This is a genomic window from Lysinibacillus sp. FW301-JW8, assembly GCF_058788755.1.
On the sequence record NZ_JBYTBB010000040.1, the window covers coordinates 21,586 to 34,775 of the forward strand.

General features: G+C 35.5%; 19 protein-coding genes. 3 read left to right on the forward strand and 16 right to left on the reverse strand.

The genetic code is table 11. From position 1 onward, the window contains the following. Window positions 1–12: 12 nt before the first annotated feature. Window positions 13–966 (forward strand): hypothetical protein, encoded by a 954-nt coding sequence (locus tag AC3WOM_RS16175; RefSeq protein WP_427548084.1) that lies wholly within the window; start codon window positions 13–15, stop codon window positions 964–966. After that, on the forward strand, window positions 963–2,036 hold the full coding sequence (locus AC3WOM_RS16180) for a glycosyltransferase family 2 protein (RefSeq protein WP_427548086.1): 1,074 nt from the start codon (window positions 963–965) through the stop codon (window positions 2,034–2,036). The genes AC3WOM_RS16175 and AC3WOM_RS16180 overlap by 4 nt, the downstream gene beginning before the upstream one ends. A gap of 680 nt (window positions 2,037–2,716) precedes the next feature. Here the strand turns inward: AC3WOM_RS16180 and AC3WOM_RS16185 are convergent. From AC3WOM_RS16185 to AC3WOM_RS16210, 6 genes are all read right to left on the reverse strand, one after another. Next, on the reverse strand, window positions 2,717–3,547 hold the full coding sequence (locus AC3WOM_RS16185; RefSeq protein ID WP_492447579.1) for a nucleotidyl transferase AbiEii/AbiGii toxin family protein: 831 nt from the start codon (window positions 3,545–3,547) through the stop codon (window positions 2,717–2,719). 470 nt (window positions 3,548–4,017) lie between these two features. Next, window positions 4,018–4,776, reverse strand: a complete 759-nt coding sequence (locus AC3WOM_RS16190; protein ID WP_427548090.1) for an ANT(4')-I family aminoglycoside nucleotidyltransferase — start codon at window positions 4,774–4,776, stop codon at window positions 4,018–4,020. Window positions 4,777–4,913: 137 nt separating this feature from the next. Next, a complete protein-coding gene (locus tag AC3WOM_RS16195; protein ID WP_492447580.1) occupies window positions 4,914–5,126 on the reverse strand; it encodes a DUF6366 family protein in 213 nt (70 codons plus the stop codon). A gap of 122 nt (window positions 5,127–5,248) precedes the next feature. Further along, window positions 5,249–6,046, reverse strand: a complete 798-nt coding sequence (locus tag AC3WOM_RS16200) for a class I SAM-dependent methyltransferase (protein ID WP_492447581.1) — start codon at window positions 6,044–6,046, stop codon at window positions 5,249–5,251. After that, the gene (locus tag AC3WOM_RS16205) at window positions 6,034–6,465 is read right to left on the reverse strand and encodes a BrxA/BrxB family bacilliredoxin (protein WP_492447582.1); all 432 of its coding nucleotides are present in this window, start codon (window positions 6,463–6,465) and stop codon (window positions 6,034–6,036) included. The genes AC3WOM_RS16200 and AC3WOM_RS16205 overlap by 13 nt, the downstream gene beginning before the upstream one ends. Before the next feature lie 216 nt (window positions 6,466–6,681). After that, window positions 6,682–6,903, reverse strand: a complete 222-nt coding sequence (locus AC3WOM_RS16210; RefSeq protein WP_492447583.1) for a hypothetical protein — start codon at window positions 6,901–6,903, stop codon at window positions 6,682–6,684. Between the two features lie 186 nt (window positions 6,904–7,089). On the opposite strand from AC3WOM_RS16210, the gene AC3WOM_RS16215 reads away from it, so the two are divergent. Continuing rightward, the gene (locus AC3WOM_RS16215) at window positions 7,090–7,407 is read left to right on the forward strand and encodes a hypothetical protein (RefSeq protein WP_492447584.1); all 318 of its coding nucleotides are present in this window, start codon (window positions 7,090–7,092) and stop codon (window positions 7,405–7,407) included. Window positions 7,408–7,533: 126 nt separating this feature from the next. On the opposite strand, the gene AC3WOM_RS16220 is transcribed toward AC3WOM_RS16215, so the two are convergent. The 10 genes from AC3WOM_RS16220 to AC3WOM_RS16265 form a co-directional block, all read right to left on the reverse strand. Continuing rightward, complete coding sequence (locus AC3WOM_RS16220; protein ID WP_492447585.1) at window positions 7,534–8,217, reverse strand: M15 family metallopeptidase; 684 nt, start codon at window positions 8,215–8,217, stop codon at window positions 7,534–7,536. Beyond that, window positions 8,214–8,474, reverse strand: a complete 261-nt coding sequence (locus AC3WOM_RS16225) for a phage holin (RefSeq protein WP_492447586.1) — start codon at window positions 8,472–8,474, stop codon at window positions 8,214–8,216. The genes AC3WOM_RS16220 and AC3WOM_RS16225 overlap by 4 nt, the downstream gene beginning before the upstream one ends. Next, on the reverse strand, window positions 8,464–8,763 hold the full coding sequence (locus AC3WOM_RS16230) for a hypothetical protein (RefSeq protein ID WP_427541443.1): 300 nt from the start codon (window positions 8,761–8,763) through the stop codon (window positions 8,464–8,466). Before AC3WOM_RS16230 ends, AC3WOM_RS16225 begins: the two co-directional genes overlap by 11 nt. A gap of 81 nt (window positions 8,764–8,844) precedes the next feature. Then, complete coding sequence (locus AC3WOM_RS16235; RefSeq protein WP_492447587.1) at window positions 8,845–9,231, reverse strand: hypothetical protein; 387 nt, start codon at window positions 9,229–9,231, stop codon at window positions 8,845–8,847. Between the two features lie 130 nt (window positions 9,232–9,361). After that, on the reverse strand, window positions 9,362–9,520 hold the full coding sequence (locus AC3WOM_RS16240; protein WP_492447588.1) for a hypothetical protein: 159 nt from the start codon (window positions 9,518–9,520) through the stop codon (window positions 9,362–9,364). Then, window positions 9,520–9,819 (reverse strand): hypothetical protein, encoded by a 300-nt coding sequence (locus tag AC3WOM_RS16245; protein WP_492447589.1) that lies wholly within the window; start codon window positions 9,817–9,819, stop codon window positions 9,520–9,522. Before AC3WOM_RS16245 ends, AC3WOM_RS16240 begins: the two co-directional genes overlap by 1 nt. Window positions 9,820–9,831: 12 nt before the next feature. Further along, entirely contained in the window at window positions 9,832–11,013 is a 1,182-nt protein-coding gene (locus AC3WOM_RS16250; RefSeq protein WP_492447590.1) for a phage tail protein, read from the reverse strand. A 3-nt stretch (window positions 11,014–11,016) separates the two neighbouring features. Further along, window positions 11,017–11,646, reverse strand: coding sequence for a putative phage tail protein (locus AC3WOM_RS16255; protein ID WP_492447591.1), 630 nt, complete (start codon window positions 11,644–11,646; stop codon window positions 11,017–11,019). Beyond that, window positions 11,630–12,739, reverse strand: a complete 1,110-nt coding sequence (locus AC3WOM_RS16260; RefSeq protein WP_492447592.1) for a baseplate J/gp47 family protein — start codon at window positions 12,737–12,739, stop codon at window positions 11,630–11,632. The genes AC3WOM_RS16255 and AC3WOM_RS16260 overlap by 17 nt, the downstream gene beginning before the upstream one ends. Continuing rightward, window positions 12,717–13,181, reverse strand: coding sequence for a DUF2634 domain-containing protein (locus tag AC3WOM_RS16265; RefSeq protein WP_492447593.1), 465 nt, complete (start codon window positions 13,179–13,181; stop codon window positions 12,717–12,719). The genes AC3WOM_RS16260 and AC3WOM_RS16265 overlap by 23 nt, the downstream gene beginning before the upstream one ends. Window positions 13,182–13,190: the final 9 nt, after the last annotated feature.

Sequence of the window (13,190 nt, forward strand, 5' to 3'; positions counted from 1 at the left end):
AGGAGCCGGTCCATGGTACGCAGTATTGTTAAAGGTTGTGTTGAAATTCAATTTTTATCTACAGAGGACACCATATTTAATAACATCTTAAGAGCTCAAAAAAAATTTGGTATTTCTAGCTATAATGAGCTGGAAATACCAAAAATATCTGGAGTGATTAATTATATTAAAGATGAAATCCCTCGTGTTACATATAACGCTACTGATCATTGTTTGTTGGTAAAAGGTCCCTTAGAGTGTTTTAGTAGTGGTCAAGCCTTATATTTCCTCTCAGAGTACATGTTTGAATGTCTACAGGCTCCATATACTAATAATTTATTAATTCATGCTGCAGCAGTCTATTCAAAAGTAAAAGATAAATCATATTTAATTTTAGGAGAAAAAGGTTCTGGTAAAACTACTTTATCTTTTCGATTATGCGAAGAATTGGGGTTAAGCCTTATCGGAAATGACCTAGTTCGTGTTGGATGTAATGAAAATGGTGAACTTTTTACGACTGAAGGAAGTCGCTGGTTTGATGTGAGGGAAACAGCAGTGAAGGCAGATAGTCACATGGAAAAGCTTTCAGCTAGGTTAGCCACTAATTCATCGAATTCATGGAATAATAAAACTAGAATTTTCCCCTCTGAATATGGGATAGGAACTCATTCGAAACTATCCAAAATAGATAAAATTATATATGTTAGAATTAACCCTTATCAAAATTTCTTTTCAGCGTGTCCGTGGGAAGGAGTGCAGAGAAGTTTAATATTGCATGAAAAAATAGGCAGACATATATCCGGTCAAGCTACACCATTTCAAGATGATCAGGGGAATTATCTAGGATCATTACCGAACATAAATTATGATAACGCTTCGTTAATACGGGATAATATTGTAAGAAGTATGATTAGTGCAGGAATAACAGAACTTTCTGGTCCAAGCAGTCAATCGCTGGTGGACTGGTTTAAGGGAGAGATTTTATGATAGCTGTCGGCATTCCAACCTATAATGAAGCCAAGAACATATCTGAGCTGACACATCTTATCGATAGTGCGGCAATAAAAATGGAATTAGAGATAGTAATTATTAATGCGGACAATAATAGTTCAGATCAAACAGCTGCAATCTTTTCAGCAACAAAAACTATAAATAAAAAAATTTCTATTATCAACCATGAAATTGGAAAAGGACATAATATAAAAGCAATATTTGATGTTGTAAATAATCTTGATAAGTGTGATGGTTGTATATTAATTGATGGAGATATTACTTCATTTTCAGAGTTCTGGCTTAGAAAATTTACTGTAGCTATTATGAACGGTGCTGACTTTATTGTGCCTAATTATTCTAGAAATTTTCAAGAAGGAAATACAACAAATCACTTCGTTTATCCACTAACTTTCTATCATACGAATGGAAATTGTCCAAGACAACCAATTGCTGGAGATTTTGGTTTTTCTATAAAATTTACAAAGTTTTTAGTTAATTCTGCAGACTGGCATAACTATTGCTACGGATATGGTATTGACGTATTTTTAACTCTGCAGGCTTTATATAATAATTTTCAAGTTAAGGAAATTATTCTCGACAAAAAAGAGCATAATCCTAGTTTTGGAAAAATGACTGCTATGTTTGTTGAGGTTGCTAGTAGTTATTATGAAACATCGAGAATTATATTTGAACATAAAAAGAATTCTGGTATTTTTCAAACATTGATGAATTCAAGTCATTCATCATCACTATTTCCTCCTAAAATACCTTTATGCCCTCAAAAAATTTTAGAGAGAAAAGAAGAAGCTAATCACATATTATCTAAAGCAGAAACAATTTCTAAGGTTGGACAAGAAATTGCCATTAATCCATCAATTTGGGGAAAAGTTTTGCTAGATCATGAAAAACAAATCGGACAAATAGATAGTCTAATATTAGCTAAATCCATATTGCCATATTATCTGTTAAGGGTTGTAAACTATTTACAAATTACTTCAAATGTAGAACAGGCAGAACAAAATCTTGAGGAGACAATTATATTCTTAAGAGAAAACAACAAATAAATAATATAAAAATTTACCATTCTGGAGTAAATTGAATAGACTTTTAATGTTTATTGCAAAACGAAAGACAAAACGTAGCACATACATACTAAATTCTGGCTTATCAACACGCTCTTGATAAGGGACACGAGGTATTCTAGTTAGGCATACAAGGAAAATGAGAATGAACCTAGTGTGGTAGAAATAATTCAATAGTTTTTCAGATCCTAATCCTTCTATAGCTGTTGCTTAATCACTTAATGTTGATGCTGACGCTTGTTTGACAACCAGAAAGAACTCTTGAAAGAGACGCATTAATAAAAAGATTGTAAATAAAGGGATTAATGACAAATCCAACTATCTAGAATTAATGTAAATACTATCTTTTAAAGAACAAGCTAAAACATTCTTTTAAAAAATGACATCCCCACTTTACAAGGTAGATATTTCAAAACAGGCATGAAATCAAGGCATTAGTAAATCGTCTTGGATTTCTACCAATTATTAAGAAAAAACTGATTCACTGTTGGGAATGGAAATACTGTATTAAAAAACTAAGATAATTTAAACATTTTAATAAATAGAAGTTAGTATTTTGGTGAAGTGATTTTGTTTCAGATGAAAAACAGTACGCTGATATGAAATGTAAAAAAACAATTTGTTAAATTAAAAAGTCCGTGAAATCACGGACTTTTCCATCTTTATTGCCATTTTAGTTGTGTACAATCCCAATATTTTAAAAATTCTTCTTCATGCAAAATCTCATCATATATGGGGCTAAGGAACTTTTGTACTTCTCTTGTTACTATTTCCGTTTTGGCTCGCCTTATAAAAAATGGGTGTTCCTTTTCTATAGTGTGACGCTGTTGATCTAATAAAGAAACAATACATTCTTGTAAGACACGCCCTTCTATTTTTTGTGTCTTGATCAATGCAAAAATTGTATGAATGGCATTTATTGTCGTATCTAAGGTAGGTGTTTTATATATTTCTGCAAATTTAGATGCAATAACATGCTCAGAAGCTTCTATTATCAATACAGGAGAAGCCGATTGGAGCAATGTTGGATAAGCTATTGTTTTAGATGCCACAGGTGTATTCTCCATAAAGTTAACCTGTAATGTTATGTATGTTTTCAAATGCCCCAGGATCGCAGGTATTTTAATATAAAGCCATTCATTTTCTGAAGAGATAGTCAATTCGTCCCCTAAAAATTCAATACCATCTTCTTGTCCATCCTTCATAGAACAAATCTCCTTGTATGCTTGCTTTAAAATATCTGCATGAAAAGCAACTGGTTTGATTGCAAGCATAGTATTTTGGGGAGACTTTACAACACTTTCTGTTACAGCGAACAATAAAGAATCTCCTGCAAGCCAAAATTGATCGCGATAGGAAGAAATGGATAATCGATAAATAAGCCTTTCTTGACAATAAAGTGCTATAAGCGTGTCGAAGCTTTCCTCTCGATCCTTTGCCACCTTTGTTAATTGCTCAATAATATTCACTGATATCGTGTTTACATCTCTCATTGTCATCCTCACCTTTATCAAAATTTTACTAAAAATCTAATTACAATTATGACGTAAAGTGGAAATGGAGTAAACGGTAATATATACCAATATGCATCAATAAACTTTCGTTCATCTGAGCGAAAGGTTGCTGAATTAGACAAGGGGCAGCCTCGCAATTGCGAAGCCACCCCTTTAGTATTTAATAGGTAACATTTTCGTAAATTGTAAAAGTCTCAACCCAATCATCTGGGGAATATTATCTTGAAACACGATTGTTTCATCACCGCGGTAAAATTCCACTGTGTGCCTTCTAACTTAAGCAACGCAAACCCAACCTTCTTTTGCGTCCTTGCAGCCCCAAAGCATGCGCCAGTGTGAATAAGTATCTACAAAAACAAAAAGCAGAATGCCAGATTACGGAAATATGCCACCTAAAATAGCACGTTAATAATTATAGCACATTATTCCCAAAGAGTAAAGCACTAAAATTACCAGGGTATTTCCTGTGAAACGTTCATCATATATCCATGTTGTGTAGACCATGATACTAGTGAATCCCAAAAACCTTCGCAAGCTAAAATAATTTGCTGTGGATTCGAAAGATTGCCAGTCATCACCAACTCACATAAACTTGCAAATTCTTTTGGCTTATCTGTAAATGTTAAGGCTTCTGGAAGAACTTGAGCAGAGGTAGTATAGCATCGTTGATGGTGTAAGCCAATAATCATGGCACCCCCCATTGCCAGTTGCATCGCTAAAATTGGTAAAAATGAGTCGGGGCCCTGAATTTGAATATTTCGGATTTTTCCCATGTACTCATACATTTCTTCCACTAATGTCTGGCAAATCACTTCTTTAAAAGCAGTTGGATCTATGGTAGTTATTTTTTCTTTCAGGTCATGAAAAAATAATTCTGGATCGTAGAGAGGAAGAATATCAAAGAATTGACCATGTGTTAGTGGCCATTCTTCATCAACACTCGCTGCTTCGGCTAAAATCGATTCCACATCATCAAAATTTATTTCTGCTTTCCAGTCCCCTGCCGTCCATTCATAGGAAAAACTCTCTTTTATAGAATGGAGTACACATTTTAATTCAATATCAGAATATGGCCCATCTGTTTTTCTTGCCAAAGAACCATACAAACCTATTGCTTTTACCTTTGCACCATATTTCATTAAAAGTTGATTAACAATTGTCATTACAATATTCATCTTTTCTTCTCTAGTCATTTTACTTGGACCCATTATCAATGTCTCTCCTTTTAAATTTGGTATAAGATGGCGTTGATAGATAGTCCAAGGTGGGCCTCGTGCTTAACGAGGAATCTTCTCTGGTGTCATTATCCATTTCTCCTTTCACCTCTTCAAACAGGTAGAATATTTTACGTATAGAAATAACTATAAATGATATAGCCAATAAACAGCACCAAAATTAAAAAAATCATACCTTTCCAACCCATACCACCAGATACATCCACTAAATTTCCATTTTCTGCTCGATTTAATCCTTCATTCAAAGATTCTAAAGGATTATTTTTTAATTCTTTTTGCCTTAAACGTTCTCTTTTTTCGTGTGGTGTTTCTTTCGACTCCATATAAATCACCTCCGTATTATTTTTTAGCAATCAAGGAATTCTCTTATTCTTTATATTACCATATTTTGAATTTTAGGATAATAAAGGAGGAGCTTTAGCAAATACTGCTAAATGCTCCTCCTTTATAAGTTAGAGGTATCCATCACACCATAATGAAATTTCGCTGTCAATCGTTCATATCGCTGAAATTGGTATTTGGCAAACCATTCTGAACGAAAATGGGCTTTTAACACAACCCGCTTTTTCGCCACACGTTGTGCTTCACGCACCCATTCATCTGTTAACGAAGCATGCTCTCCTGCTCGTCGAAGCGCCTCAAAATTAGTAGCCTCACCAATAATCTCCTCAAACATTGGGTCCATATAGACAACATCAAAAGATTTATCTGGCAAATTTTTTAAATAACGAGTAGCTTCTGCATGAATCACTTCAATACGGTGCATACATTCCGTTAATGGTAGCTCTGAAGTATCATAGGTTTGCATCCCCTGCTTGACAATAAACGCCACATTTGGATTTGCTTCAAGCCCTACGACACGCCCTTCTTCACCAACTGTATATGCGGCAAGCATAGCATCTGCGGCAAGTCCAAGCGTACAATCAAGCAATGAGTCTCCTATTTCTAGCTGCGCCGCTTCTAAAAATGGCTCTGCTTCTCCACGAGCTACACGCTTTAAGCGAAATGCCGCTGAATTGGGGTGAAAGAAAAACGGTTCATTTGCCCCAAAAGCATAGTATTCAAAGCGATTTTTTCCAGCAACTACTACATGTGCATGAAGTTCCTCCGAGATTTTACGAATAGAACGTTTTTTTCGTAGCTCGAATGAAGCCTCTAATTCATTACATGCAAAAGCAGCGAGCGCCATCGATACATCGTCTGGTCTGCCCGCTGTCGTAACAATAGTCTTTATTTCTCGCATGTTTGCTCTAAAACACCTGTTAAATGAGTAACGATTTGCTCCACTGGGAACCCTTCAATTTGTTCACGTGGAATAAAATATGCCAATTCCCCATCCTTTAAAATCGCCATTGAAGGTGAGCTCGGTGGTACATCCTCAAAAAAACTACGCATTGCTGCAGTCGCTTCAGGATCCTGGCCCGCAAAAACCGTTACCAGATGATCTGGCTTCACCGCCGCCACAGCCTCACGAGCTGCCGGACGTGCCAGCCCCGCCGCACAACCACAAACCGAGTTAATCACCACCAACGAAGTCCCCTTCGTCTCTGCCATAAATTCATTCACCGCATCAGCCGTCGTCAGCTCCGTAAAGCCAGCCCCCAACAGCTCTTCACGCATCGGTTTCACAACCTGCTTCATATATTCATCGTAAGCGTTCATGCTTTTACCCTCTTTCATATGTATTCGCAAAGCTTATTATAGCAAGGTTCTTCGTCAAAGTATAATGTTTCGATTTCACTTTTATTCACTTGCATTCAGAATTTTGGTTGCTTTTTTGTTGCTTTGGTTGCTTTTTGAAAATTATTAATAAAGCTTTATATTTTCTAACAATACTTTCAATATGGAAACAAAAAAGGCTACCTAATAAGATAGCCACTAAAATTGTTCACCAAAATTAACGCATATTATATTTTCGTCATTATGAATCATCCTGATTACGTTGTAACCTTGTTCTCGCAATAGATTTAGGGCAATTTCATCTGTTAATTTCTCATGTTCTTCATGAGTCAAAAATAAGCTGGATAAACCTATAATCGCTAAATCATCTGGTTTACGTTTGAATAAAAAACGTACTGGCACTATTGTTTCGTAACTCATGACATCCACCACCTTTTACAGATATTTCTACATAACATGGTGAATAACCTTCTTACTAACAATAAAATCAGATACTAACATTTTCATTTATTGGTATTTTGGATACTGTTATCTAATTTTTGTATACAATTAAAAATAAATTACCTAGAATGATAAATAGTAGACTAGATAGGAAGGAGAATGAAATTGAATACTTGCCCAAACTGCTTAGCCCAAAATTCTTTTAAAAAATACATACAAGATGGACACAGCTTAACTGTTTGTGAATATTGCAATTCAGTAGTTGAAAAAATACCAATTTTGAGTGAAGATATTGTTGATGAGGATTTTCCTTCACCGAGGATATTTGCATCTTCACTTGATCGCCCCCCAGTGTATGATGAGAAAAACATTGCTACATTTAATACTTTAATAAAAATTACACTGCTTATCGGTTTAATAATATTTGTAAGTGTAATAATATATAATGTTTTTACATTTTCAAATTACCTTAAATTCCCTTGACAAGTATTCTATTTTTTATATTTCAACACAAATAAATGCTGTATCACACAAAAGACCAGCTCGGCTAAAAATAGCTTTGCTGGTCATTGATAATTATTCGATTAAATTCAACAGGTACAGTACTTATTAGATTACTTTTTTATCATTTCTTCGTTGTTGAATAGTAATGTACAACCCAATTAATCGATCAGTGGTCATTGTACCATTCTGTAAGTCCTTCAAATGCGATTCCTGAATAATACCGTCTTTAACCGCCTGTGCAATAAAGTTTTCAGTTTCAGTTTTCATAGCTGGACTTCCTGGATTCCATGTTGTATTTGTCACTTTGTTTTCCTCCTTTGGTTTATCTTCTACAATTAGTTGAACTTGCATTTTACTATTGCTTGGAACGATTATTTTTCCTAATTTATAACCTGCAGGCATCTTCCAGTTTGCTTTAACCTCAAAATGTGGCCGATCAATACTACCTACCCAATCGCCACCCCATGTAATACCTAGCTTTCTAGCAATAGCCCCTATTCGAGTAAGTGTCGTTACATCATATAAAGACTGTGGAGGACCTACAGCAATATCCCAAGCTAAACGTGACTTATGGTTGCTAGCTAAAGTCCATGTGACAATTTGCCCTGGTCTAGTACGCCCCTGAGCGTATAGGTATTTTTGGCGTTCTTGGCTACGGTAAGTCTCCGTAATGAAAATGTTCTTAACTCCAACTTTAAAACACTCCTGAAATAACAATCGGCAAGCTGTTTGTGCTGCAGGTAATAGTTCGGCGAGATCTCGACACGTTGTTGTTACGCTTGTACTCATTTCACATCATCCTTTGGTTTGTCGTATTTTAATGCCTGAGAACTGTCATTAGTGCCTTCCGTTGTCGGATCAATAACCACTCCGATGAGCACTAAAAAAGCGAGCACAGTGTTAAATAACTCTGTAACTCGCTCGTTATAAATTGTTGTGTCGTAACCAAATAATGATCCAATTTGTTGTACCAGTAAAAGCAATAATGCAAATGCAGCTACTAAAAATGGTTTGTGCTTTAAACGTACTTTCCAATTAATTTTCATATACTTTTTCCCCCAGTTCATCAATTCGTTTATGTGCTTGTTTGCTCGATTCTTCTACACGTGTAACACGTTCTGACAAGTCCATACGTGCCTTCTGCTCTACTTTCATATCCACACGAATATTTTCTACACCGTTGTTAATAGCATCTAATTTAGTACTAATTACTGCTGATTCAGCAGCACTTTGCTGGACATCTTTATCACGATTTTTCAGGAATGCAAGATACGTAAAAAGCATTCCAAATAATGCACTTAACACACCTACTATTGCTGTTAATTCCATATTCATGGCAACACCTCCTTTTTTCAATATAAAAAGGACACGCCGTTTGACACATCCTTTTAAACTAACTAATTTATATTTTGTATTCTATTTTAAATAAACAATCAAATATTCTTCTAACCTTTTTAAATCCAGCATTTTAGTACGATTTTTTTTACTATATACACTTAGTTTTATAATCCCACCAAGACAACCTAGGATAGAAATTACTAATAAAAAAAATATATAGTCAGTATTTTCAATAGGAAGTTCATTTTTTAGTAAAGAGATTATTGTAATGACAAATGAAAAAATTGCTACTCCTAAAACTGCTTCATTCGAGAATTTTATTTTCAAATTGAGTTCCTCTTGCATAATACGACTTTCTGCTAGTAATAAACTTAATCCATAATTGTCTTTTATCTCTCCATATTTAAAAATTGCATGGCTTTTGGCTAATGTGTTTATTTTCTCTAGTAAGCTATCTTTATCCATTGAATCACCTCAACAAATTTTATACTTAATTATAAAGAAATAACCACATCTATGCACTTCATTAAATTTGAATTACCTTTTCGTTTAAAGCTGGAAACAATCCTCAAATAACGCTAGTTATTGACTGCGTTTATACACCTTCTGTATTTTCTAAAATATAATCTTCAACTGCAACTCGATAATCTTGGTTGGTAATGTCATCGATAACATAAACTGCATTCGTTTTTGGATTAAGACCACCTGAGATAATGCGTTCTGCTGCTATTTTTACAACGATTTGATTGACCATTATAAAATCCCTCCTATCTCATTTTCTGCTTGTAATAACAATGCATCCTCTAATTCACGGATGCGGCGCTGTTCATCGGTTTCAGTTGTTGATAAAGTTTCAAGAATTGGCTCCTTCGTTTCGATGTTTATACCAATAATTTTATGTGTTGAAAAGTCAATTGCGCCATAACCTAAGTCAATACAGTGCAATTCAGTAATCTCTTTACGAGGTAACACATCACCTGACATTTCTCCAGTCATGAAAATGATTTCCCCATCTTGATCTGCTATAATTCGGTTCCCTACATGCTGTATCATCTTTTTTTCCTCCTATTCAATTGCAATCCACACAATACTCTCGTTAATTAATTCTGGAGAACTTAATCTAATTGAAAATCCGTCATTATAAATAGTTTCTTGCCCATTCCAAGCAGTGGATGATTCTGCAAATACACTGTAATCTGCGATTGGTTGCGGAGTAAAAATTGCCTTATTACCATATACTGCTCCCGCACCTTTTGCACCACCGCTTTTGTTTACATATTTAGCCAAGATAATGTTGGGTTTAAATGATAATCCTCTTACGATTAAAGAAATGCCATTAACAATTGAATGTCCATCAGCAAATTTTTTACCCGTTTTGATTGATCGTATATTTGCTGCTATTTGGTCGCCTGTAGCTGTTGGACTTGTCTGTACGCCCATGTCAGTGGTTGCCGCAGCTACCTTACTCTTTAAATCACTGACAGAATGCTTTAAATCAACACCATCGACAATGAGGGTATTGGTTACTGTAAGACTACCTGTAATTGTACCGCCTGTTCTATCTAGCTTGTTATTCCATGATGTTTGTTTTTCAGGAGTAACATGAATACCTGTATTATTAGCGTGGTTTGTCTGATTCGTATTTAAAGTTTTGACGGTTTCGGCCGATGCTGCCTTATCAGTACCACCTGTTATCAGGTCATTAACTAACATTACGTGTCCTTGTTTCTCAGTTGTCGCAATCTCAGTCATATGTTTATTAAGCTCTTTTTGCACCTGCGCTATCTTATCATCCACATAAGGACGAGACGCAATAATCACGTTAGGATCAATTTTTAGAGTAACACTTGCTGCGTTATTCACTTCAATGATGGTCCTGATAGTTAGATCCATTATTGAACCGTCACCTACAACAGGTTTATATGTGTCTGGATAATTTCCAATAGCAATTAAATCCCCCTCAGAGTCAAACAATCCAACCTCTCGAAGAGTGAACCCTCCTATATTTCCAGGTAGGATAGCGTCAACAACTACCCAATTAGGATTGGAATTATCTACTGATACACTAGTAATCGCTCCTCTCCATTTTTCATTTTTAAGAGTCGTTTCTTTGCCTGAAGGGGCGTAACTAGTACCGTTTCCATCACCTACTGCAATTTGAGTAATAGCAACAGTACTTTGAGTAACCTGAGCATTTGCAATTTTTGCAAGGCCTACTGGTGTTAATAAAGTATAATATTGAGACATTATTTAATCTCCTTTCGGATAGATTTCAATGCTTTGTGAACTTTGGATTATTGCTGCAAATATCATCTTTGTTTGCATATTAGAGTTTGTCGGATAGTACGGATAAATTGTTATAGTTCCACCACTTAAACAAGCACTAGAGACATATTCTTTAGCATTTATTTTTAACTGGTAACTCGCCAGTAAATGAGCAGGTTTAATTTCTTCAACCGCTTCGAATAATCCCGAACTTATTTTCCTATTTGTTTGAGGCAAAGCGATGATAAATCTGTACTCATTATCTACGTCTATTACTTTTGCATTCTTGTCTTCAACAAATGTATTAACAACCGTCTCCATCCTTTTAAGAGTTACGGTGAAATATTTATTTAATTCGTAAATAACCTTTTGGATCCGTTCAACATGATTTTTACGATCAATTTCTTTAATCCCTAAAAATTCTTCCCAATATATAAGACTCCATGTCGCATTTTGGGGGAACAGTTCACTTGTTAGATCATTTGCAAATTCTGATATGGTCTCCAAAATAGAACCGTTTGCTTCAAATATAGATAGTGAATACAAATCATTTGAATAAATAGGTGTTACATCGTTCAACATTTTCTTTGTTGCTTCACTAATTTGTAGGCTCATAATGTAATACCTCACTCACAGCTGCACGTTCACCTTCCAACAAGTTAATATTCTTGATGTCATTTTCAATTAGTAAATTGCTATAATCTGCAACACCTGTCGTTTTAATAATTCTTGCACCAACTTCTGAATATTTAATAATAGATTGGTCTGCAAAATATTCATTAATATTCTTGCCAACTTCCGGCACCACCTCAAAGAGCTCATAGCCCTTTTCTAATTCAAAAGTTGCTTTGATAGTTATCGGTACGAGTGTAATAGTATCAACCGTCACATGTGCTCCTATAGGTGCTTTCCCTTCTCCCATACCATCCACTGGATCAATATAAGCTTTCACTTCATCGATTAACTGTTGAGTTGCGACTTGCCGATTGCGGTCAGTTATCAATACACGGACGGTTTTAGGACCTCTCCATAAAGGTTGTACAATCACATCTCCAACACCATCAATTTCTTTCGCCCAACGCATATAATCACTTTTTGCCCCGCTTAGTGGTTTATTACGGTGTCTTTCTAAAATCCGTGTTCTATAGCTCTCATCATCTTCTATTGCAGCACCATCTGTAATCGGCTCGGCATTAAACAATTTTTTAAGACCTTTGATTGGTTTCTCAATTCCGACAATTGTGTTTGGAGGCACATTACCGTTTAAACCCCCTTCTACAGCTTCAATAGGTAAATTTATCTCACCAGCGGAATCAATAATTCCACCTTTTTTAACCTGATAACGTACACTTTCCTCAAATTCATCACCAATGGTTAAGATAATTGTTTCTTTTGGAATCTCAATATCAGGATCTCCAACAAAAGTTTCTATTGTTGTCCCTTTTACAGCTGCTTTCCTTGTCACTCCAATAGGATAACCATGGTAATCTAAAAATGGTCCAACCGCAAATTGCGGAAACATAAGCATTAACGTGAGAGGAAGTGTGTACTCTACAAGCTCACCTGCTATCATAGCTGTTGGTTTTGTATGGTCCCAATACATATGACCTTCTGACGTATCAACGCCCTGCGGTGCCATTTTAAGCATTTTTTCATGTATTTGTGTTTCTGTGATTCGTAGATGCTCAGGTAGCTGAAATTCTAGCATTCAACTCCCCTCCTCTCTGGATTGAAATGCGATCAATGCCATAAATACTTTCCAACAAAAAATGAACCCAACAGCTATCGCCTTCCCATTCAAACTTAAATGAGGAAACATTTACTGTGCGTTCATCAATCATTAGTGCATCTTTAATTGTCCGTTTTAATTCACTTTCCGCGATTCCTCGAGGATAATTAGCTCGAACAATGGCATCAAACTCTATTCCAAAATCTGGACTATAGCAAGCTCGTTCATATCGCTCCGTCAAACAACATTTGATAGCCCAGAAGCGGTATGCATCTATGGCTGTATCTTCTATTGTTTTTCCTGTACCGGTAATAATTAATTTTCCTTCTTGATAATCATATCTATATGATCTAACGTCATGCAAGGTTTCAATATCTTCGCCAAACATTAGTGTCGGAGCATCAAAAGTAGCATAACTCATTGCGCTAAA